Here is a 22,174-nt window from a genome sequence, read left to right on the forward strand (position 1 = left end):
ATACGGCGACGCAAACGGAGGCGCAGTTGACACTCGATACGTTCTCTCAAAAAATCCTGCGCCTATTGCAGCTCGATGCACGCCGCTCGGTGCAAGAAATTTCCGACCAGGTCGGCCTGTCGAGCACGCCATGCTGGCGGCGCATCAAGGACATGGAACAGTCGGGGGTCATCCAGCGCTACACGGCGCTGCTGGATCGGGAAAAACTTGGGCTGCACGTGTGCGCCCTCGCGCACATCCATCTCACCCGGCACACCGAAGGCGGCGTGGAACAGTTCGAGCGGGAAATCGCCACCTGCCCCGAAGTCACCGAATGCTACAGCACGACCGGCGAATCGGACTACATCCTCAAAATCGTCGCGCCGGACATCAAGGCGTACGACAGCTTTCTGCACGAACGCATCTTCAAGATTCCCGCCGTTGCGCAGGTTCGCACGAGCGTGGTGCTGCGCGAGATCAAATTCGATACGCAACTGCCGCTGTGACCCGTTAACGGTATAAGCACGCCACGCGGCCGCGGCATGCTCGCGCGGTTCCGCATGTCTCAGGTAGCGCTGTGCGGTTCCGTCGCCTTCGTGCGTCCTCCAATGCCCACGCCGCCTTTTGCGGCGAGCGTTTCCACATCGACTTCCGCGGACACCGCGTCCAATGCCTGCAGCAATTCCACTCTGCGCGCGCCCAGGCGAGCCCTGAGCGCCGCCAGATCCGCGCGCCCAAGCCGCTGCGCCTCGCTGGGCACCTTGCGCGACGGCGATGCATCCGGCAGCACAACTTCGACATCCAGCCCCATGCTCAGGTAGTGGATATTCACCGCCGCCGCCTTCACGCCGTAAGACGCCAACGCGGAGTTCACCTCTGCAATGACCCGCTCGCGAGTCGGCAGATCGAAGGGCGGACGTGCAAGCGCATCGTTCTCGGGATCGACATGAATCAACGCGTCGAGCACGCGGTTGTCCGTCAACACGCGCAGACGCGCCGACTCGGCAATGTAGTGCCCTTCCGATACCGAAATCAGCGGATCGACGAGAATATGCGCGTCGACCAGCGCGAAATCGCCCATCTTGCGCGTGCGCATTTCGTGCACGTCACGTACGCCGGGCGTCGAGAGCAGCAGCGCGCGCATGTCGGCGGTGGCAGCGTCGTCGAGCGCGCGGTCGGAGAGATCCTGCAGCGCGTCCCAGCCGAACATCCAGCCCATGCGCGCCACCATGAAGCCGACAATCGCCGCGGCAATCGGATCGAGCAGCCGCACGCCGGCGAGGCTGCCGACAATACCGCTCGCGACCACCAGCGACGACGCCGCATCGGAACGCGCGTGCCAGGCATTGGCAATCAACATGGCGGAACGCACGCGTTGCGCTTCCCGCAGCATGTAGCGAAAGAGACTCTCTTTGGAAACCAGAACGAGCAATGCGACGGCAAGCGCGCTCATATGCACGGCGGGAATATTTTGCAAATCGGCGAGACGCGTTCCGGCTCGCCATAACATGCCGACGCCCACCGCAATGAGAAGCGCGCCCAAAAATAGCGACGCCACCGTCTCATAGCGACTGTGCCCGTAATTGTGATCCGCGTCGGGCTTTGCGCCGCTGTGCCGATTGGCAATCAGCACGACAAAATCGGAAATCAGATCGGCGAGGGAATGGACACCGTCGGCGACCAATGCCTGCGAGTGCGCAAACACACCGATGACGATTTGCAGCGTCATCAACACTGTATTGAGCGCAATACTGACAAAGGTACTTTTGCGCGCAACGCGATGTTTTTCGGCGGATGGGGCAGCAGTGGCGGCGGGCATCTCAGAAGTGGAATGAAAAGTTCACTTCCTGCATTCTACCCGGCGCATCTCGAAATGCGCTGAAGATGCCAACAAAATTCCTTTTAAATCAATCGCTTATCTAAACGAAAAGCATTCGCGTTCCAGTTGACTGGTGTTCATGCGGCAAAAAATCACGGCAGTGGCTGCAGTAAATAAAAAAACCGCGCCCTCGACGGTACGCGGTTCTCTTTCGCAACGGCAGACGCAATCACTGCATCTGATTGAAGCTATTCGTATGACTTATGATCAGAAGCATTAGTTGCAGGCAAAAAGCGGCCGGCAAAGCTGCTAGCAAAGCATTACTTCTCGATCAGAAACTTTTCGCGATCCAGACCTGCAATCCAGCGCGGCGGCTTGCCGCGGCCCGACCACGTGCTGCCGCTATCCGGGTCGCGATACTTCGGTGCGACGCCTGCGCGCGGACGCGCGGCTTTAGCGCCCTTGGCAGCGCGACCGCCACCCAGTTCTGTCAGAGAAATGCCGTAGTCGGTCATTTTCTGCTTGATTTCATTTAACACTTCAGCGTATTCGCGCGACTTCGCTTCTTCGATCTGCTTTTCGAGCTTCTCGCGCTGGGCGAGTAGTTCCTTGTAGGAAGACATAGATTCCCTTTGTGGTTTGGATAAATGACCGCCAGTCTTAAGCCGGCTTGCCCTTTGAAGATAGATCACGCCTCGGAATTGGTGGCGAGATTAACACAAGATAGAAAGATTACAAAAGATGGGACGGAAAATTAAACTAGATTCGTTTCAAAAAATTTCCAGCTACCGTCGCGCCCGAGCACTTCCTTTCAGATAGCCCAATTCGCTTTTTGCTGAAAAACGCAGTCAGCATCAGTAAATATGGGATTAACTATCAAAAGATGAAATTTAAAATGCAGATTTGTCACCAACATTTCATGCCGTGATAGCTTCAACATGAAATGTCGTAACATATTGAGACACGCCGTCTGCGCTGTTATTACGCATGAGTGTTTTCCCCGAACGCCGGTAAAAATCTAATTCATGTAGCGCTGCATGCAATCTTCTAGCGCCGCGCGCAAGGTTTCAGTATCGGGTTTGGCGTCGTCAAAGGGAAACCGGCTGCGTTCACCGTTCAGTTTCAGATCCACGCCATAGCGATCGACGCCAACTAGCTGAAAATCGCCCTTACTCCCGGACTGAGCGGCGAATTGCGTGATCAACGCGTTCTCTTCATCGAAACCGAGTGGCGGCAATGGATCGAGTTCATCGCCGGCGAGCCAACCCATTGCGCCGAAACCGCCGATATAACGCAGCCGCTCGAGCCGCATTGCCCAGAAAGTGAAGTCGCCGAGTACGAGATAGCGCTCCGCGTCGGGGTGATAGCGCAGATAACGCTGCACCATCTCGGGCGTCGAGTCGACCGGTTCGAAGGTGCCGAGCAAGGTGACGCGCTGGCCGCTCAGCACGTCGCCGTCGGGGGCGTCTACGGCCAGAAAACCGGCGCGCGGGTCGGCGTGCAGGTTATGGGTATGCTCGGCGAGCCGGCTCACGAGGATCGTCGGACGATGCCGCAAGTCCGGCGCGAACGGCAGCACGGACGGATAAGGGAAACCTTCCGGCTGGCGCGCATGAGTGGCGAGCGTGCCGACAGCGGCCGTATGCAGCAGATGCAGCGGAGCGTGAGCGGGGATATTCAAGTGCGCGTTCCTCGATAGATGAGCGGCGAATCACAAACGCCGGTAAGCAGGCCGCACAACGGTGGCGCCTCCGAACTGAATATTCGCCAATATGCGGATTCCGCCTTCCAAGCATAAGACAGCATGCTTCGTTAGAATCGGAAATTCGCTTTCAACGCGCTTTCTCGCGCGTCACCCCTCCTCGAGATTTCCGTGTCAGACCGTTCCTCCGAATTCGCCGCCCTTCCCGCCGCCCACCGCGACCTCTCCGATACGGCCCGGCAGCGCGCCCGTCTCGCCACGATGGCCGTGTTCTTCATTGCCGGCATGATGTACGCGTCGTGGGGCGTGCACGTGCCGACGGTGCGCGACCGTTTTCATCTGAACGCGGCGCTGCTCTCGTTTGCGTTGCTGGCCGTCGCCGGCGGCTCGATCGGGGCGATGGCGGCCAATGCTTCGTGGATCGCGCGAGTCGGCACGCGCCGCGCCTGCCTCGCCGGCGGCCTCGTGATGGCGGTGTGCGCGGCGCTGATTCTGGTCGTGCCGGCTTACTGGATGCTGCTGGTCGTGCTGGCCGCCTTCGGCGCGGGCATGGCCACGCTGGATGTCGCGATGAACGCCGAGGCCAGCGCCGTCGAAAAAGCACTCGGCAAGCCGATCATGTCGTCGTTGCATGGCATGTTCAGCGTCGGCGGGATGTTCGGTGCGGCGGCCGGCGGAGCGCTGCTGTCGCGCGGCATGGCGCCGGCGGTCCATCTTGCGCTGGCTGCCGCGGTCAGCGCGCTCGTGCTGATCGCCGCCTGTCCTTCCGTGCTGCCGCACGTGCCGCATGCCGACCACCCCGACTCCGCCGCGCCGCGCGCGAATCGCTGGCGCTCGCCGGCGTTGTGGGCGCTCGGCGCAATGGCGCTGGTTGCGCTGATCGCCGAAGGCGCGATGTACGACTGGGCCACCGTCTACATGCGCGACGTCGTGCTTGCCACACCCGCGCTTGCGAGCGCGGCCTACGCGGCGTTCTCGGGCGGCATGGCGGCCGCACGCTTCGGCGGCGACGGCGTGCGCGCCCGCTTCGGCGCACCGCAACTGGTGATGGCAAGCGCGACGCTCGCCTGCGTCGGGATGGTCGGCGCGCTGCTGCTGCCGAATGCGGTCGCGGCGCTGATCGGCTTCACGCTGATGGGTCTTGGGCTCGCGAACATGATGCCGGTGCTGTTCGCGGCGGCGGCGGGCGTGAAAGGCATTCATCCGGCGGAAGGGCTCGCGCATGTTGCCGGGCTGGCGTACTTCGGGCTGCTACTCGGGCCGGTGATCATTGGCGCGGTGACGCAGGTGACCAGTTTGCCGATCGGGTTGTCGGTGGTCGCGATCTGTTCGGCGCTGATCGCGCTCGTCGGTCCGAAGGTTTTGCGGCGTTTGAAGATCTGACACGCAAGCGCGCCGCCGCTGCGCCATGGCGTGCGGCGGCACACGAAACGCGCTCGCTTCACGTTACGTTACGCAGCGGCCGCGCGCTGAGGCGTTCCGCGACACATCGGTTGAATGAAACGTCGCCGCTCGCGGCTCTCATACCCCCAACACATTGATTTATATGCGGTTATTACGTGCACCGGCTAAGCAGATAGAAATGGCATAGGCCTTGCAGTTAGTTCCCCCAAGTAATGACCAAACTACGGGGAGCAGACCATGAATCGCAAATTCAAGCTGACGGCGATCGCCATGTGCGTCACGTCAATGATCGTCCTGACGGGATGCGGAAGCACGTTGAACAGACCGGGCGTGGGGAGCGGATCGGGCGGCGGCACGCCGACGCCCACACCGACCCCTACACCCACACCTACGCCCACGCCCACGCCGACTCCCACACCAACGCCGACACCAACGCCCACGCCTACTCCGACGCCCACCAGCGCCAATCCCGTCGGCGTCGTCGCGCAAAACAGCGGCAACGCCGTCACCGCTGTCGGGCAGACCGTCTCCGCCGTTGGCAGCCAGATCGGTCTCACGCCGATACCGGGCGCGAATCCGGCGACCACCGCGGCGCTCGGCAATGTCGTATCGAATCTCGGCAACGGCGTGACCGCGGTCGGCACGGGCGTGGCGAACGGCTTGGGCCAGTTGGGCAATTCCACCGATCCGCTCGGCACGACGCTCGCCAGCAGCGGCAACCTGGTCTACGACGCAGGCCGGTCCGTCAACAGCGCCGGCCAACTTGTGACGAGTCTCGGCAGCGGCCCCACTGCGCCGCTCAGTCCGTTGACCACGCCGCTCGGCAGCGCGGTCTCGACGGTCGGCAACGCCGTCAGCGGCCTGGGTACGCAACTCGGCTCGCAGTTGACGAACGGCCCGATCCAGCAGGTCACGCAGACGGTCGGCACCGCGATCACGCCGATTACGAGCACGCTCGCGCAGACGACCCAAACCGTCGGCGACACGACCGGTCTCGGCGCACCGCTGAACGGCCTGCTATCGACGGTCGGCCATGGCCTCGACAGCGCCGGCGGCAAACTCAGCGGGGCGACCGGCAATCCGATCGGTGAGAATCTCGGCAACGTGGTCATCAAGCTCGGCGACACGGTCACGTCCGCGGGCGGCCTGCTGACGACGGGCGGCACCGGCAGCGGCAATCCGCTCGGCGGCATCACAGGCATTCTGAGTCCGGGCATCGGCGGCGGCGCGGACTCGCCGCTCGCGCCGTTGACGAGCATCCTCACCGCGTTGCCCGGCACCTTGAGCGGCGGCCTGACGGGCGGCAGCGGCGCCAGCGGCCCGCTCGCGCCGTTGACCAGTGTGGTCAGCACGTTGACCGGCGGTCTCGGCGGAGCGGGTTCGGGTAGTCCGCTTGGGCCGCTCACCGGCGTCGTGAGTTCGGTCACGGGCGCATTGGGCGGCGCGACGGGCAGCGGCGGCAATCCGCTCGCACCGGTGACCTCCGTCGTGTCGTCGCTGACCGGCGCGCTGGGCTTGGCCACGGGATCGGGTAGCAGCGGCGGAAGCAGCAACCCGCTCGCACCGATCACCGGCCTGTTGACCACCGTCACCGGCACCTTGAGCGGCGCGGCAGCGTCCGCCGGCGGCTCGACCGGCGGCGGCTTGCTCGGCGGCCTAGGCGGCATCGCTTCAAAGAAGTGACGAACAAGAATAACGACTGCACATAACGACGCGATAAAAACAGGCGTCGCAGGGGGGCGGCGAGCCGGGCAACCGGCTCGCTGTTTTTTTATCGACGCGTCCGTCTGCGCGAGTCACACGTCGACGATGCAGCGCCGAAGCGCCGCGCTCGCTTCATCCGCACGTCACAGTTCGTGATACGTATCGTAGTGACGCGAGAACTCGTTACCGCGCAGAAAATTGGTGAACGTCATCGTCACCGACGCGTCGAGTCCTTCCACGTAATGCCACCAGCCGATCGGCAAAAACAGCAACTCGCCGGGCGCGAGCGTGCATTCGATCAACTGCGCCTGGCGCATTGACGGGAAGCTGTCGTAGTCGATCGCCGCACCGTCCACCTGCGAATAGCAATGCAGATGGTTCGCCATATATGGCGTGTCCGACAACGGCACGAGTTTGATCTGTTTGCGGCCAATCACCTGAGCCATGAGGTTGTTCGTCAAGTCGTGATGAAACGGCGTCTTTGTGCCGGCCGGTCCCATCCAGAAGAAACCCGTGTCGGGCGATGCAGCGTCGAGATATTCGTCGATTGACGGCACGTCGGACCATAACGCCGCGAGCGCCGCGCGGTTGTGCGAGGTGTTATTGGCGGTCATATAGAAATCGTTAGTCGGCCCGCTCTGTTCGACGAGGTCGACATAGTCCGCAAAGCGCACCATGCGCCTGAGCCTAGGCTGATTGATTTCGTAGTTCGCGTCCGAATCGCGGCCGAACTGCACCTCCACTTCACGATCGCCGCACCGCTCGCGAAAGTAGTCCCAATTCCACCGCGAACGTGCAGGCCAGACATCGAATGCGCCGGTAATGATCACCGGCCGGTTCTGAAAGTAGTACTGCTCAAAGAACGCGTCGCGCGATAACCGTTCGCGCCGTTCGACCACACCGCTCGCCGCGCGCATGCGACTAAGTTCGCCGTACACCGACAAAATCCATTCGCGCTTGCGCAAACGATTGCGCAGACGCGTTGCACCGTGAAAATAAGGACTTGCGAGCGCCGCGTCGATTTCCCGCGTGGCATCGGCCGCGTCGAAACCGTGGCCGACCAGCGCGCCCTGCAAAGCAGATGACGGTGCGTCGAGCATCAAATTCTCGGCAATCCAGCGGCGCCACGCGTGGTCGAACGAACGGGTTACGGCAGTCACGGCGCTCTCTCCCGACAATGCGGATCCGCAAAAGAAAAAAGCACGCGGACCTTGCGGCGCGCGTGCCTTTTAAACCCTGCAACCGAAGACAGACAACACGCTGCCTTCGATCACGGGTTTTTACATCTTCACTACGTCGAGCAGCGTCTTCTTGCCGGACTTGTAGTTGTACAGCGAGATCACGCCGTGCTGAAGGTCGCCCTTCGAGTCGAACGTGGTTTCACCGATCACACCCTTGTAATCCGTGCTCGGCATGGCTGCCAGGATCTTCGCCGGATCGGTCGAGTTGGCACGCTTCATTGCGTCGACGATGATGTACACAGCGTCATACGTGAACGGAGCGTAGATCTGGATCGGCTGACCGAAACGCTTCTGATACTTGGCGAGGAACGCCGAACCGCCAGCCATCTTCTCGAGCGCCATACCGGCCTCCGAGCAGACGATGTTGTCGGTTGCGTCGCCGGCCAGGTCCGACAGCTTGTCGGTACACACGCCGTCGCCTGCCAGCACCTTCGCGCGCAGGCCGAGCTGCTTGGCTTGCTTGGCGAACGGGCCGCCGGTGGCGTCCATGCCGCCGTACATGATCGCGTCCGGGTTTTCGCCCTTGATCTTCGTCAGAATCGCGCGGAAGTCGACAGCCTTGTCGTTCGTCGCATCATGCGACATCACGTTCAGGCCCAGCGACTTGGCGGTCTTTTCGAATTCGTTCGCCAGACCCTGGCCGTAAGCGGTCGAGTCGTCGACGATCGCGACGCTCTTCACTTTCAGACCCTTCGCTGCGTAGTTAGCCAGTGCCGGACCTTGTTGCGCATCGGTCGCGACGACGCGATACGTCGTCTTGAAACCTTGTTGCGTGTAGGCCGGGTTCGTTGCCGACGGCGAGATCTGCACGATGCCTGCATCGCTATAGATCTTCGAAGCCGGAATCGACGTGCCCGAATTCAAGTGGCCAACCACTGCCACGACCTTGTCGTCGACCAGTTTCTGGGCGACTTGAGTTGCCGTGCGCGGGTCAGCTGCATCGTCTTGCGGATCGAGTTGCAGCGTGATTTTCTGGCCACCGATCGTCAGGCCCTTGGCGTTGATTTCTTCAACTGCCAGGCGCGCGCCGTTTTCGTTGTCTTTACCCAGGTGAGCGATACCGCCAGTCAGCGGTGCAACGTGACCGATCTTGACGACCGTGTCGGCTGCAGCCGAAGTTGCCAACGTCGCGAACAGCATCGCCGCAGCGCTGATCGGCAACAGCTTTTGAATCTTGATGTTCATGTAAGTCTCCAGTTTCGGTCCCAAAAACAACGTAATCGCCCTGTGCCCCCGCTTCCCCAACACGTGTCGCTCAGTCCCGTGGACGACCACGCCGGTTGCATCGTTCATGCACTTGGCCAGCACGCTTACCGGACTGTTTGTGGCAGGCGGCAAACCGTACTTGCGCGCAAGTGTAGGCCATCAAATTAATTTGTGGGGCTTTTTTGAGGAAGTGGGATGAACACTAATAGCGTTTATCCAACAGGCGCCGATTCCGGCTGCAGAGAGTGACTGGAAAGCACCAGCCCATGCGGGTTTCCGCCAGGTGAGGCTTTCGTCTAACTGCACGGCCTAAAGCTTTTAGCGTGTTAAACCGTTAATCATCCGAATAGGCTTCGTGCTTGAAAAGGAGGCACGTCCGGACGCTGTCCGGATCGTGTCGAATCAGCGTTTGAACGCAGCGATGCGCGCGGTCGCCGCGCGCCATTCGTCTTCGAGTTGGCTCATCAGTTCGGCGGCGCCGATATCTTCGCGGCGGGCGCGGCCCAAAGGCGCGCCCTGGCCCGACCATAGGGAGAGATAGTCGCCGTTTTCCGCGCGGCTCGCGGTTTGCCGCAACTCCTGCGTCAACGCGTTCTGCACCGGATACGGCGCGATCTTTTCAGCCGCTTCGCTCAAACGCTGCATCAACGGATTACGTATCCCGCGCGCATGGCGGCCGGTGATCGCGCGCGTGACCGAAGTCGACGTGTCGGACGTGGCGCGCACGCGGGTTTTCCATATCTGCGGAATCGCGCTCTCGTGACAGGTGAGAAACGCGGTGCCCATCACCGCGGCTTGCGCGCCGAGCGCGAGTGCGGCGACGATACCGCGGCCGTCCATGATGCCGCCGGCGGCGAGCACCGGCAGTCCGGTCGCGTCGACGAGTTGCGGCACGAGCGCCAGCGTGCCGACCAACGCATCTTCGAATGCGCCGATGAAGGTGCCGCGATGCGCGCCCGCCTCCGCCCCTTGCGCGACAATGGCATCGGCGCCCGCGTCGCGCCAGGCCACAGCTTCGGCGGCATGCGTCGCGGTGCCTATTACATATAGACCGTTGTCGTGCAGACGGGCGACATCGTCGGCCGGGAGCAAGCCGAATGTGAAGCTCGCCAGCGGCACGCGCAATTCGATCAGCATGTTCAGTTGCGCGCGAAAATCCGGCGCGTAGCGTGCGAGCGGAGCGCCCGGCGGCAAACCGAGATCGTGTCGCACGGGATCGATGGCTTCGAGCGCGGTACGCACGGTCGCTTCGTCCGGCGCAGCCGGTTCCAGCACGAACAGATTCACGCCGAACGGACGATCCGTCAGCGCGCGGATCGCCGCGACTTCGCTCGCGATCTTCTCGGGCGAGAGCGCCGCGCACGCCAGAAAGCCGAGACCGCCGGCGTTCGATACCGCGGCGACCAGCGCCGGCGTCGTCGCGCCGCCCGCCATCGGCGCCAGCACCACCGGCACGCGCAACCCGAACCGCTCGGCAAACGGCGTCACAAAACTGCCTTCACTCATGATGGACTCCTTTCCCGTCAATGCGCTGGCCGCATGAGCGAGCCAACACGCTTCAATGTACCGAGCCGGCCCGCGCGGGAAAAATGAATTATCGAGAACGTTTCAATCGCCTTACGAGATTTCAGCCTCACGGGGCCGCGCTGCGCAGCGTTTCTTTTGGTGGCAAACTGACCGCCCCGCTTCAGGCGTTCAGGCCTCTGGCCTTCACTCGGACCGACCTCGCGCAGCCGCGCGCGAGTCAATGGAGAGCAACATGAGCACCACTTCCCGATGGATCGACATTCCCGCTGGCAACGACAGTTTCGGCGGCTACCTGGCGTTGCCTAAAGGCGGCAAGGGACCGGCCGTCATCATCATTCAGGAAATTTTCGGCGTGAACAGCCATATCCGTTCGGTCGCGGATCAGTACGCGCAAGACGGCTACGTGGCGCTTGCACCGGACGTGTTCTGGCGCGTGCAACCGCGCGTGGAATTGACGTACGACGGCGCCGATCGCGAGAAAGGCATCGAGCTGATGCAGAAGCTCAAGGTCCACGAAGCGGTGGCCGATATCGGCGCAGCCGCCGCCGCACTGCGCGCCATGCCGGAAGTGACCGGCAAGGTCGCGGCGATCGGCTTCTGCTTCGGTGGCCGGCTCGCGTATCTGGCCGCGGCGCAAGGCACGCTCGACGGCGCGGTCGCCTACTACGGCGGCGGCATCCAGAACCAGCTCGACGAAGCCGCGAAGATCAAGGTGCCCATGCAGTTCCACTACGGCGAACTCGACGCGCATATCCCGGTGTCGGCTGTCGGTGAGATTCAGGAACGCTTCGCCGGCCGCGCCGACGCCGAATTCCACATCTATCCGAACGCCGATCACGGCTTCAACTGTTCGGACCGCGCGTCGTATAACCAGCGCGCCGCTGCATTGGCGCACGGCCGGACGCTGACGTTCCTCGGCGAACGTCTGTAAAGCGCGGTTCTGGAGGCGTGCTCGTGTGCGCCGCCAGTCGCGTCGATTGATTGCGCGCACCCAGTGCGCTTTTTTCTGGGCGCTTTGCATTGGCGCAAGTAACTCGCGCGCGTAACTCAGTTACTCTCTCGAAGACGGCATTTCAGCGGCACGCCGTTTTTCCCTGTACGGCGATCAATCCGGGCGACGGCAATTCGCCGCGCGCTTCATCGTGCGCATGGACCGCCGGCCGATTCAATACTCGATAGCGAGGGCTCCTTCGTCGTGCATTCAGACTATCTCGCCCATGACGCCACCGGCCTCGCCGAACTGGTACGCAAGCGCGAAGCAAGCGCGCGCGAGTTGCTCGACATCGCGATTTCACGCACGGAAGCCGTCAATCCCGCGATCAATGCGATTGTCCTGAAGGACTACGATGCAGCCCGTCAACGCGCTTCGCGCGACGACGCGAGCCGGGCGAACGGCGCAGACAACGCCGATGGCGTCAGCGCGCAAACCGCGCTGGCCGGCGTGCCTTATCTGATCAAAGACCTCGGCGCGCCGGTTGCCGGACTGCGCATGGCCATGGGCAGCCGCCACTACCGTCATTTCATTCCCACCGAAGACGCGCCCGTGGTCGCGCTGGCAAAAGCGGCCGGCCTCAACATCTTCGCCAAGACCAGCACGTCCGAACTCGGCCAGATGCCTTATACGGAGCCCGAACTGTTCGGCGCATGCCGCAATCCGTGGAATCTCGACCATACGCCTGGCGGCTCGAGCGGCGGCGCGGCGGCGGCGGTTGCCGCGGGTATCGTGCCGCTCGCGCATGCGTCGGACGGCGGCGGGTCGATCCGCATTCCCGCGTCGTGCTGCGGACTTTTCGGGCTCAAACCATCGCGCGGACGCGTACCGCGTACGACTGCGGTGGTGGCAGCCGGTGAACTCGGCGTCGATCATGCGGTGTCGCGCAGCGTGCGCGACAGTGCGTTGCTGCTCGATCTGCTTGGCGGGAATGTCGACCGGCCGCTCGGCGCGCCGGGCACGTTTCTGAGCGCGAGCCGCGAGACGTGCAAGCCGCTGAATATTGCGTACGTCACCGAGCCGATGCTGGCGCCGTCGCTTTCCGCCGACGCGCGCGCCGCGCTCGACGATGCCGCGCAACTCGCCAGTTCGCTCGGCCATAACATCGAACCGGTATCGCTCGGCATTGACTTCGCGGCGGTTCGTCATGCGTTCCTCACGCTCTGGTCCGTCACGGCAGAAGACCTGGTGTTGAACGCCGAGCGCATTAGCGGCCGCAAACCGCTGCGCGCCGAGTTCGAAATTTCGACATGGACGATGGCGCATGTGGGACGCAAGCTCGGCGAACGCGGCCTGCCCGCCGCGCTGGAAGAACAGCGTCGCATCACCGAACGGCTCACCGATCTGCTGAATCGCTACGACGTGATTCTGTGCGCCACGCTCGCCGCGCCACCGATCAAGATCGGCGAGATGCAACCCACTTCGGCGGAGCGGATGCAGATGCGCGCCGTCACCACCATGCCGCTCGAAGCACTGTTAAAGAAGGTGCTGTCGGAAGCGTCGAACAAGGCGTTTACGTGGGCAGGTTGCACGGAATTGTTCAATCTGAGCGGCCAGCCGGCCATGTCGGTGCCACTTTACTGGAATGCGCGCGGGTTGCCGATCGGCGTGCAATTCGCGGCGCGCGTCGGCGGTGATGCGACGCTTCTGCGTCTGGCAGCGCAACTCGAAATGGCACGACCGTGGTTCGACAAACGGCCGCCGTTGATACAGGCGCGCAACTAGACGAAGCAACTGGCGGCGGCGAAAGAATGTGTCGTGGCGAAGTGACTCAGAGAACCGGGCACCGGCGTCGGTGCCTGCCTTATCGCGCCGCCGTTCAGGCCGGTTTGCGATGCGCGTCGAGATCCGCGTGGCGCTTGCCCGGAATGCAGGCCACCGCGACGATCGACAGCGCCAGTCCGCCCATCACGTAGTAAGTCGGCGCGAGCGGCGAACCGGTGGCGTCGATCAGCCACGTCACGACAAACGGCCCGAAGCCGCCGAACACCATCACCGCGATGTTGTAGGCGAGCGATAAGCCGGTCGAGCGGACGTTCGCCGGAAACAACTCCGCGATCAGCGCGCCGAACGGTCCGTAATAGCCGGACAGCGTGATCGACAGCAGCGCCTGCACGAGAATCAGTTTCGACACGCTCGGCTCCGCCGCGAGCCACGCAAACAGCGGATAAATGATCACGAGCGTAATCACCAGCGACCACAGCGACAGCCCCTTGCGTCCGATCCTGTCAGACCATGCGCCGGCCAATGGCGACAGCACCGTCAACAGCAGATTGCCGACGATCACCGCGTAAAAAGATTGCGCGTAGGGCAGCTTCAGCTGATTGACCGCGAAGGTGGGGAGATAGCTGATCAGCACGTAAATCGTCACCGTGAGTGCGATGACCGAGCCGAGTCCGCAGAGCACGTCGCGGGTGTGAGTCTTGAAGACTTCGCCGAGCGTCGCGCGCCGCGCGGTTTTTTGCGCGAGCAGAAACGCTTCCGAATCGGCGAGATGCCGGCGGATGTAGATGCCGATCGGCCCGATGATCAAACCCAGAATGAACGGCACGCGCCAGCCCCAGGATTTCAACGCCTCGGGCGACAGTCCGCGCGTGATCAAGGCGCCCACCAGCGCGCCGAGCAGCAGCGCCGCCGCCTGGCTTGCCATCTGCCAACTGCCGTAAAAGCCGCGCTTCGAAAACGGCGCCGCTTCGATCAGCAACGCCGTCGAACTGCCGAATTCACCGCCGGCGGAAAAGCCTTGCAGCGAACGTCCGATTACGATCATCAACGGAGCGCCGATGCCGATCGCCGAATACGGCGGTGCGATCGCCAGCACCAGAATGCCGAGTGTCATCAGTGCGATGACGAGTGACAACGCTGCTTTGCGTCCCGCGCGATCCGCATAGAGTCCGAGTACGATGCCGCCGATCGGCCGCATGACGAAGGCGACGCCGAACGTCGCGGTGGCGAGGAGCAACGACGAATAGTCGCTGCCGGCCGGGAAGAACAACTGGGCGATCACCACCGTCAGAAAACCGAACACGGTGAAGTCGTACCACTCGAGTGCATTGCCGATCACAGCCGCGACGACGGCTCGCGTATGAAGGCTCCTTGACGCTGGTCTCATTCGGATCTCCAGCCTGCCAAAAGTATCCTGTAGTGCGTCGTTTTAGTGCAATGCCGTGTTAGCGCGAGCGAGAAAAAGAGCGCGAGCCGTAGAGGTCGCATTGGAGTGTAAAGAGCGCATAGGCGGTTTTCAAGCAGCAAAAAGACGTCTGCCGCGCGAGGTGGCAGACGTCTGAATGATGGGACCTTGAATGCGCGCTGTGATGTTGCGGCGCATTTCGCGCAACACGAAGTGCGCGTGCGGCTGATGGGTAATCAGGCCTTCTTGTTATATGCGCTGCACCAACCCTTGCTCGCGACCTGCTTGCCGGCGAACATCGGGCAGCCGGCATAGGCGTCAGTCGGCTTGCCCTGGTAGAAGCTGCAGTTGCCGCAGTCCTGACCTGCTGCGTATTTGGCGAACTTCGCCTTGTCCACTTTCGCGGCGTCTTCCTTGTAGCCGAGTGCTTGCGCGGTCGGATCGGTTTCGGAAACTTTCGGTGCGTCGGCGAACGCCTGGCGCGACAGCGCAAAGGTGGATGCAACGCCAATGCTGGTGATCAAGAATGTACGACGGGAAGGTTTCATGGGGACTCACTCCATTTATATTGAACTGATCGCCGTTCTGGTGACAGCGGTCCCCAAGGATAGCAATGAAGCCGTCGCGCGTGACGGTCCAAATGATAGAGATAAGCGAATTGGTACGACCGCGCGGCTGAATGTCGCGCGGAATGCGAATCGATCGCAGACGAGGTGAGCGCTGGCGGTGAAGCGCGCGATGCGCGAACCGCGCGCTCGCAGCGAGACTGTCGCTGTGGATCACGCGCGTCCGCTCAACTCGCACACTCGCTGCGCAATGGCGAGCGACGCCGTCAATCCTGGCGACTCGATACCGAACAGATTGACGAGTCCACGCACACCGTGCGCAGCCGGACCTTGAATCACGAAGTCGGCAGCGGGTTCGCCGGGACCGGAAAGCTTCGGACGAATCCCCGCATACGCGGGCTGCAATGCATCGTCCGGAAGCGCGGGCCAGTAGGCGCGAATCGCCGCATAAAACGATTCCGCGCGACGCGGATCGACGTCGTAGTTGATCGCATCGACCCATTCGACATCGGGACCGAAACGCGCCTGGCCGCCGAGGTCGATGGTCAGATGCACGCCGAGTCCGGCCTCGTTCGGCATCGGATAAATCAGGCGGCTGAACGGCGCGCGCCCCGAGATGCTGAAGTAGTTGCCGCGTGCGAGATAGAGCGGCGGCACATGCCGCGCGTCGAGTCCGCGGATTCTGCGCGCCAGTGCGTTCGCCTGCAAACCGGCGCTGTTGATCACGCACGCTGCGCTGATCGTGGTCGGGGCGCCGCCGCCCACGTTGATGATGAAGCGGCCGTTGCTCGCTTCGATCGCTTTGACCGGCGCGTGAAACGCACACACCGCGCCGTCGCGCTCCGCGTCGCCCTGCAGCGCCAGCATGAATTGATGACTATCGACGATACCCGTCTGCGGCGAGAACACCGCTTCCACACATTCGAGCGCGGGTTCGAGCGCTTGCGCCTGGTCGCCGGTGATTCGCATGAGGTCGAGCACACCGTTGTCGCGGCCTTTGGCCATGATGCTTTCGAGCTGAGGAATCTGATTGCGTGAAGTGGCCACTAGCAATTTGCCGCAGCGTGAATGCGGCACGTTGCGCTCGACGCAGTAGTCATAGAGCATCTCGCGGCCGCGCACGCAAAGCGCGGCTTTGAGCGAGCCACGCGGATAGTAGATGCCCGCGTGAATCACTTCGCTGTTGCGCGAGCTGGTGCCCACGCCGATTGCTTCGGCGGCTTCCAGCACGATGACGTCGCGGCCCCGCGCCGCCAGTGCGCGCGCCACCGCGAGCCCGATCACGCCGGCGCCGATCACTACACATTCGATTTGGTCCATGTCCCTTGACGCGGCCAACGTCGCCGCGCGCTACCTCGTTCACCCGATCAAGATGAAGACAAGGTGCGGCTTTCGCGTGCCTGACACCGCTCGCTGCCGAACGCACCTGTCCATTCGCCACCGCTACGCAAAATTGTACGACGCCTTACAGACACAAATGCCCGCAGTCGGTAATGGCTGCGGGCATGCGGTCTTGTGCGGGTCTCAAACGTAGTGGCCGGACTTAATTAGTGTACGCCGTCGGGGATCGCGGCGCTCGCTTCTTCGTATGTGGGACGAATGGGAGGCACTGTCGGGTTGCATCTTATTAGTAGCAATAGTTGCCGCGACATTCATTGCATTTCGAGCGCAGATTCCTGCCTTTGGCCATAAAAAAGCCGCCCGAAGGCGGCTTTGCTGCGAAAAATTGGCAAAAATGTTCAGAAACCGATGGGTTTTCGCCGGTTTCCGTGGTCCAGGCGAATGTCGCCCGCTTCGACATGATCCCTTCCATCGATCCGCGCCGCGCCGAAGCCGTTGAGAATCGCGCGGCGCATCTCACGCGGCGACGCCCGCATCAGCGCGTCGAGGGCGTCGTCGCCCAGCACCTCGGGAAAGCGCAGGCCCCAGTTGTGCGCGCTGCGGATCTCGTCGTAGATCGCCTGAGCGATACGGCGTGCGCCGTCGCGATCCGGCGGCGGGATCTCATACACGTTCATCCGGTTCAGGATCGGCTCGGGAATCGAGCGTTCGTCGTTCGCCGTCGCGATCCAGATCACATGCCCGGCGTTGATCGGAATCTCGGCGAACTCGTCGATGAAGGTCTGCGCCGTATCGTGCTCCAGCAGCGCATACAACGCACCGAGCGGATCGTATTGCGAATCGCCGGTGGCCTTGTCGATTTCGTCGACGGCGATCACCGGGTTCGCGTAACTGCCGTTCACGAGCGCATCGAACACCTTGCCCGGCTTCGCGTTCTTCCATTGGGAAGAAGCGCCCGACAGAATCCAGCCCGCCGTCAGCGAACTCATCGCTACGTATTGGTACGAGGTGCCGAGCAGGCGCGCCAACTGCTTGGCGAAGTGAGTCTTGCCGATGCCGGGGTCGCCGAGCAGGAGGATCGGCATCAGTTCGAGCCGGTCTTCGGTCTCGAGGCATAAGGCGACCTGCTTGCGAATGTCGTCGAGTGGCGCGGAAAAGTTGGGCAGCGCGTCGATCAGATCGTCGATCGACGGCATGCGGTTCGGCTTCACGCAAAAGCGCAGATTGCCGGTCTTCAGCATCTTTTCGTAGGTTGCGCGCAGTGCCTCGTTCGCGCCTTCACCGAGATCGTTCAGCGCGGTCTCGACCTGATCGAGGTCGTACACCCTGCTGAAAGACGCCACGGCGATTTCTTGTTTGACCATTGCTGTTGTCATCGCTCACCCCGTCTGGCTGGTCTTGCTGCTGCGGCTCCTTGTATGGCGCCGTTTCAAGTCCAGTGTAACGACGACATATTCGCGTGCAAGCCAGCAGTCTCGCGACTCTGCTGCTAACAGCGGGTTGTTTTTGGTGATTGCCGGCCTTACCTGAAATGGATTGTTGCTGAACCCGGCCCCGTTTGACGTGTCAGAAAGGCGTTACGTCCATCAGGGGTAAGATGGCCTTCTGATTACGCGGCCGGATCTCGTGACCGGAGAATTCTTCTATGTGGAAAACCAGTATCGTGGCCGTGTTGCTCGGCACTTCGTTGCTTGCGAATGCACAACAGAGCGCATCACAGAGCGCACCGCAAAGCACGCCACAACGGCCGGCGCAGCAGGTCGTGCAATGGCAGTTGCAGGTCATGCGCGACGGCCAGCAAATCGACGCGTTCGACGGCACCACCACCGTCGGCCAGGCGCGCACGGACACGCATCACAAGATGGTGCAGCATAGCGTCGGCTGCAAGGATCAGCCCGCCGGCAGTATCGATCTGGCGCGCACGCTGACCGTCTCGCCGCTGCAGGCGGATGCGAGCGGCGTCACCATGTCGATCGATGCACAGGAAACATTCGAGGAAAACGCCGCGCGGCAAACCGACACCGGCTGCAAGCTGCCGCCGCAACCGCGCCAGGTCAGTGCAAGCCATCCGGGTCTGAGGGTGGCGCCGGGGCAATGGGCCACGTGGACCATCGTCGACAAAGACCCGAACCTGGTCTACCGCGTGCGTGCAAGTCTCGCGGACAGCGCAACCTCGGCAAACTGATCGAACTGATGCAAAGCACACGCAAGCGAACACGCAAACAGCACGCGGCTAACCGACGCCCCCAACCAGAACACGTGGACAACGCGGCATGCGAAACCCCGAAGAATTGATCCGCGAGAGCGTAGCGCCCAAAGATTTCGTTGCGGTGAGCTGGAACCTGCATAAAGGCCGCACACCGCTCGGCTTTCAGGCCTGGCAAGCCATGCAACGCTGGGTGCAATCGACCCATGCGGACGCCTATTTTTTACAGGAAGCGATGGCGCGGCGCATGCCGTCGCCGGTATTGGCGAGCAGTTTCGGCTCGCCGCTTGCCGATCCGTTGAGCGATGTCTGGCATTGTCAGGCCACGGAAATCGCGCGCGCGCTCGAACTCGAAATCGCGCTCGGACCAAACGTTTTCAAACCATCGTGGCGGCATGGCAATGCGATTTTGTCGCCGCATCCGCTGGATCTCGGCGGACGCTGGGACATTTCCGCGCATCGCTTCGAAAAGCGCGGTCTGCTGGTGGCGCGCGCGACTTTCGGTGGTCACTCGGTTACGCTGCTGTGCGCGCATCTTGCGCTTACACGTTCAGCCCGCCTGCGTCAGATGAACTGGATCGCGCACTGGATCGCGAAGGAAGCGCCCGAAGGTCCGCTGGTGCTCGCCGGCGACTTCAACGACTGGCGCAACGATTCTGTGCCGCTCTTCGGCGAACATGGTTTGCAGGAAGTCGCCACGCTGCTCGGCGAGGCGGGCCGTACTTTTCCGGCTTTCTCGCCCGCGCTCGCGCTCGACAAAATGTTCGTGCGTGGCATGAAGCCGATCGAATGGATCCAGCCGACGCAGGAGACCGCGTGGCTCTCGGATCACTTGCCATACATGGCGCGCTTGCGAGTCGAATAGACGCGAACCCGAGCGCACGCGCCGCACGTTAGTCCTTGTGCGGCGTCCATTTCGCCGTCGCGGCGATCTGCTCGCCAGGCTGCAATACGCAGCCGCCCACGTGCCCACGCGGGCCGACCGCGTTGAAGCAGTCCGTGGTGTTCGTCACGGGTTCCACGCACAGTTGCGGGTCGTCGGCGGGCGCGAAGATCACCATGTGATCGAACGGGGCGTCGGCGGTCATCGTTAGTCGACGGTGTTCGTCGGGCCACGCAATGGTCGCCTCGCGCGACCAGTTCGCGAAGTTGTTGTCGAGATCGAACGCGTCCGGCGACATGCCTTCGCGCAACGCTTCCACCGCGGGATGCGCGCCGAGATGCGTCGGCAACACGTCGGCGTCGGCGTGCCACATGGCTTTCACCTCAGCGTACACGCGAGTCTGCGCGGTGCGCGGATAGTACGGGTGATGCCCCATGCCGAACGGCATCGGCTGATCGGCCAGGTTTTGCGCGGCTAGCGTGATGCGCAACGCGCCGCCGCTTAACTCGATTCGCTGCCGCGCGCGATAGCGAAACGGCCAGTCGCCGGGTACGCGCGCATCCGGTTCGTGTTCGAAGTGCAGTTCCACCGAGCTTTCGGTACGCGCCCCCACCTGCCACGGATGCCGCCACGCGTTGCCATGCAGCGCGTGGGCGAAACGCGTGTCGTTGCCGGCGAGATCGATCGTGCGGCCGTCGAATTCGAAACGCGCGTCGCGAATCCGGTTGCAGTAAGGAAACAGCGGAAAGCTCGCCATGCGCAGGGGATCGCGCTCAGCGAACGCCGCCGCCGAGGCCGGCCGCAACCAGTGCAATGGACCGTCGGGCGTCGTTTCGTAGAAGGCCGCCAGCGCGCCGCCCACTTCGGGCGCGATCACGACACGCAGCGCACCGGCCGAAAGCGTGACGACCGTGGCCACGACCGCAGGATCGTCGAGCCACATGAGTCCGGTCGCCGACGGCCGGATCGAATGCAAGGAAACGTCGCGCATGGTCAGAAAAGGCAGTGCCTCGAGCGGATGGCGGCATGAACGCGCATGGCATCTCCTGGAACGTGCCGCGCCCAGCGCGCGGCCGGCGGACTGTCACAATCCGCGCGACCGAGAATCGCACGCCAAAGCACAATCGTCAATATTATTAGTAATAAACTTGTCGGATGAGCGTGGTGTGGAGGGCGATGCGAGCCTCCCAAATGACGGGTTAGCGCGCGTTGCCGCGCGCATATTATTAGTGGTACCGTCAGGCACCGGGATGCCCACGGCATGCTCCAGCTTTAGCGCCGCTGCAGCGGCCCGCACAATGAAAAAATCGACTCAACGCCGTCCGACCATGACCGACATCGCCAAGCTCACTGGCGTGTCGCAATCGACTGTCTCGCTGGTGCTGAACAACGCGACCGGCGCGAAGTTCTCGGAGACTACCCGCAACAAGGTGCTGAAGGCCGCGCACGATCTCGGCTACCGGCTCTCGCTGCGCGAACCGGTGTCGGCCTCCGCCGATGAACGCAATCTGATCGTCTATCTCGCCGACGAAATTTCCACCAGTCCGCATCCGGTCGTGAATATCGACGGCGCGCGCGATGCAGCGTACGCAAGCGGCAAGATGCTGGCGGTCTATTCCACGCACGGCAACGCCGACATCGAGAAGCAGGTGCTGGACACCACGCTGTCCAATCCGCATGTGTTCGGCGTAATCTACGCGACCGTCTACACGCGCAAAGTGACGCCGCCGGCGGCGCTGTCGCAGGTGCCGACCGTGCTGCTGAACTGCTACACGGGCGAAGGCGGGTTCTCGTCGGTGGTGCCCGCCGAGGTGGCCGGCGGCCATCTGGCGACCGACTATCTGCTGCAGTCCGGCCATCGGCGCATTGGCTATATCAACGGCGAGCCCTGGCAGGACGCGTCGAAGGATCGCCTCAAAGGCTACCGCACCGCGCTTGCCACCGCGGATCTGCCCTACGCGCCGGAAATGGTGCGCGACGGCGACTGGAGTTCGGGCCTCGGCTTCGAACTGACGCTTTCCCTGATGCGCGAACCCAACCCGCCGACCGCGATTTTCTGCGCCAACGACCTCACCGCCATCGGCGCGATCGAAGCGTTGAAGCAACTCGGCATGCGCGTGCCTGAAGACGTCTCGGTGCTCGGTTACGACGACCAGGAAATCGCCCGCCACACGCATCCCCCGCTCTCCACCGTGGTGCTGCCGAACTACGAACTGGGACGCTGGGCCGTCGAGACTTTGCTGCAGGAAGAACACAATCGTGCCGCCGGCGCGCCGATTCGGCATCGCATGGTGAAACTGGACGGTCCGCTCGTCGAACGCGGTTCGGTCAGGGTAATTACCGAGGCGAAAAAGCCAATAATTAATATTATTAGTGATTGACCGATAATAATTCTGGATGGAATAATCGGCACGTCCGGTAGGGCGGATCAACGTCGACCGGCAGAAGAAAACTAAAAAGCAAATACACCTACCT

At 62.5% G+C, this 22,174-nt stretch carries 19 protein-coding genes; 8 read left to right on the top strand and 11 right to left on the bottom strand.

Annotation, left to right across the window (positions count from 1 at the left end):
• Positions 1-26: 26 nt before the first annotated feature.
• Positions 27-485, top strand: a complete 459-nt coding sequence (locus B0G73_RS24820; RefSeq protein ID WP_012431468.1) for an Lrp/AsnC family transcriptional regulator — start codon at positions 27-29, stop codon at positions 483-485.
• 59 nt (positions 486-544) lie between these two features.
• On the opposite strand, the gene B0G73_RS24825 is transcribed toward B0G73_RS24820, so the two are convergent.
• The 3 genes from B0G73_RS24825 to B0G73_RS24835 form a co-directional block, all read right to left on the bottom strand.
• Positions 545-1,798: a cation diffusion facilitator family transporter gene (locus tag B0G73_RS24825; RefSeq protein WP_106283885.1), complete on the bottom strand. Its 1,254-nt coding sequence runs from the start codon at positions 1,796-1,798 to the stop codon at positions 545-547.
• A gap of 320 nt (positions 1,799-2,118) precedes the next feature.
• Positions 2,119-2,421 carry an H-NS family nucleoid-associated regulatory protein gene (locus B0G73_RS24830; RefSeq protein ID WP_106283886.1) on the bottom strand — a complete coding sequence of 101 codons (303 nt, stop codon included), beginning with the start codon at positions 2,419-2,421 and terminating at the stop codon, positions 2,119-2,121.
• A gap of 395 nt (positions 2,422-2,816) precedes the next feature.
• Entirely contained in the window at positions 2,817-3,479 is a 663-nt protein-coding gene (locus tag B0G73_RS24835) for a HugZ family protein (RefSeq protein ID WP_106283887.1), read from the bottom strand.
• Between the two features lie 192 nt (positions 3,480-3,671).
• Here B0G73_RS24835 and B0G73_RS24840 point away from each other — a divergent pair, with 192 nt between their 5' ends.
• Entirely contained in the window at positions 3,672-4,883 is a 1,212-nt protein-coding gene (locus tag B0G73_RS24840; protein ID WP_106283888.1) for an MFS transporter, read from the top strand.
• A gap of 258 nt (positions 4,884-5,141) precedes the next feature.
• A complete protein-coding gene (locus tag B0G73_RS24845; RefSeq protein WP_106283889.1) occupies positions 5,142-6,587 on the top strand; it encodes a collagen-like triple helix repeat-containing protein in 1,446 nt (481 codons plus the stop codon).
• A 164-nt stretch (positions 6,588-6,751) separates the two neighbouring features.
• Here B0G73_RS24845 and B0G73_RS24850 read toward each other — a convergent pair whose 3' ends face one another.
• The 3 genes from B0G73_RS24850 to B0G73_RS24860 form a co-directional block, all read right to left on the bottom strand.
• Complete coding sequence (locus B0G73_RS24850; RefSeq protein WP_181196637.1) at positions 6,752-7,768, bottom strand: cupin-like domain-containing protein; 1,017 nt, start codon at positions 7,766-7,768, stop codon at positions 6,752-6,754.
• 120 nt (positions 7,769-7,888) lie between these two features.
• Complete coding sequence (locus B0G73_RS24855) at positions 7,889-9,034, bottom strand: branched-chain amino acid ABC transporter substrate-binding protein (RefSeq protein ID WP_106283890.1); 1,146 nt, start codon at positions 9,032-9,034, stop codon at positions 7,889-7,891.
• A gap of 423 nt (positions 9,035-9,457) precedes the next feature.
• A complete protein-coding gene (locus tag B0G73_RS24860; protein WP_106283891.1) occupies positions 9,458-10,561 on the bottom strand; it encodes a nitronate monooxygenase family protein in 1,104 nt (367 codons plus the stop codon).
• A gap of 253 nt (positions 10,562-10,814) precedes the next feature.
• Here B0G73_RS24860 and B0G73_RS24865 point away from each other — a divergent pair, with 253 nt between their 5' ends.
• Together B0G73_RS24865 and B0G73_RS24870 are read left to right on the top strand one after the other, a co-directional pair.
• Positions 10,815-11,513 (top strand): dienelactone hydrolase family protein, encoded by a 699-nt coding sequence (locus B0G73_RS24865; RefSeq protein ID WP_106283892.1) that lies wholly within the window; start codon positions 10,815-10,817, stop codon positions 11,511-11,513.
• A gap of 264 nt (positions 11,514-11,777) precedes the next feature.
• Entirely contained in the window at positions 11,778-13,298 is a 1,521-nt protein-coding gene (locus B0G73_RS24870; RefSeq protein WP_106283893.1) for an amidase, read from the top strand.
• Between the two features lie 94 nt (positions 13,299-13,392).
• On the opposite strand, the gene B0G73_RS24875 is transcribed toward B0G73_RS24870, so the two are convergent.
• The 4 genes from B0G73_RS24875 to B0G73_RS24890 all read right to left on the bottom strand — a co-directional run bounded on the left by B0G73_RS24875 (position 13,393) and on the right by B0G73_RS24890 (position 17,986).
• Entirely contained in the window at positions 13,393-14,685 is a 1,293-nt protein-coding gene (locus tag B0G73_RS24875) for an MFS transporter (RefSeq protein WP_106283894.1), read from the bottom strand.
• 254 nt (positions 14,686-14,939) lie between these two features.
• Positions 14,940-15,251 carry a high-potential iron-sulfur protein gene (locus B0G73_RS24880; RefSeq protein ID WP_106283895.1) on the bottom strand — a complete coding sequence of 104 codons (312 nt, stop codon included), beginning with the start codon at positions 15,249-15,251 and terminating at the stop codon, positions 14,940-14,942.
• Positions 15,252-15,482: 231 nt separating this feature from the next.
• Positions 15,483-16,589 carry an NAD(P)/FAD-dependent oxidoreductase gene (locus tag B0G73_RS24885; protein ID WP_106283896.1) on the bottom strand — a complete coding sequence of 369 codons (1,107 nt, stop codon included), beginning with the start codon at positions 16,587-16,589 and terminating at the stop codon, positions 15,483-15,485.
• Between the two features lie 419 nt (positions 16,590-17,008).
• Entirely contained in the window at positions 17,009-17,986 is a 978-nt protein-coding gene (locus B0G73_RS24890; RefSeq protein WP_106283897.1) for an AAA family ATPase, read from the bottom strand.
• A 269-nt stretch (positions 17,987-18,255) separates the two neighbouring features.
• Between B0G73_RS24890 and B0G73_RS24895 the strand changes: the two genes are divergently transcribed.
• Entirely contained in the window at positions 18,256-18,795 is a 540-nt protein-coding gene (locus B0G73_RS24895) for a hypothetical protein (protein ID WP_106283898.1), read from the top strand.
• Between the two features lie 88 nt (positions 18,796-18,883).
• Positions 18,884-19,681 (top strand): endonuclease/exonuclease/phosphatase family protein, encoded by a 798-nt coding sequence (locus B0G73_RS24900; protein WP_106283899.1) that lies wholly within the window; start codon positions 18,884-18,886, stop codon positions 19,679-19,681.
• Positions 19,682-19,709: 28 nt separating this feature from the next.
• Here B0G73_RS24900 and B0G73_RS24905 read toward each other — a convergent pair whose 3' ends face one another.
• The gene (locus B0G73_RS24905; RefSeq protein WP_106283900.1) at positions 19,710-20,690 is read right to left on the bottom strand and encodes an aldose 1-epimerase; all 981 of its coding nucleotides are present in this window, start codon (positions 20,688-20,690) and stop codon (positions 19,710-19,712) included.
• 337 nt (positions 20,691-21,027) lie between these two features.
• Here B0G73_RS24905 and B0G73_RS24910 point away from each other — a divergent pair, with 337 nt between their 5' ends.
• Positions 21,028-22,080, top strand: a complete 1,053-nt coding sequence (locus B0G73_RS24910) for a LacI family DNA-binding transcriptional regulator (protein WP_106283901.1) — start codon at positions 21,028-21,030, stop codon at positions 22,078-22,080.
• Positions 22,081-22,174: the final 94 nt, after the last annotated feature.

The sequence above is a fragment of the Paraburkholderia sp. BL25I1N1 genome, from assembly GCF_003002025.1.
Classification (GTDB): Bacteria; Pseudomonadota; Gammaproteobacteria; order Burkholderiales; family Burkholderiaceae; genus Paraburkholderia.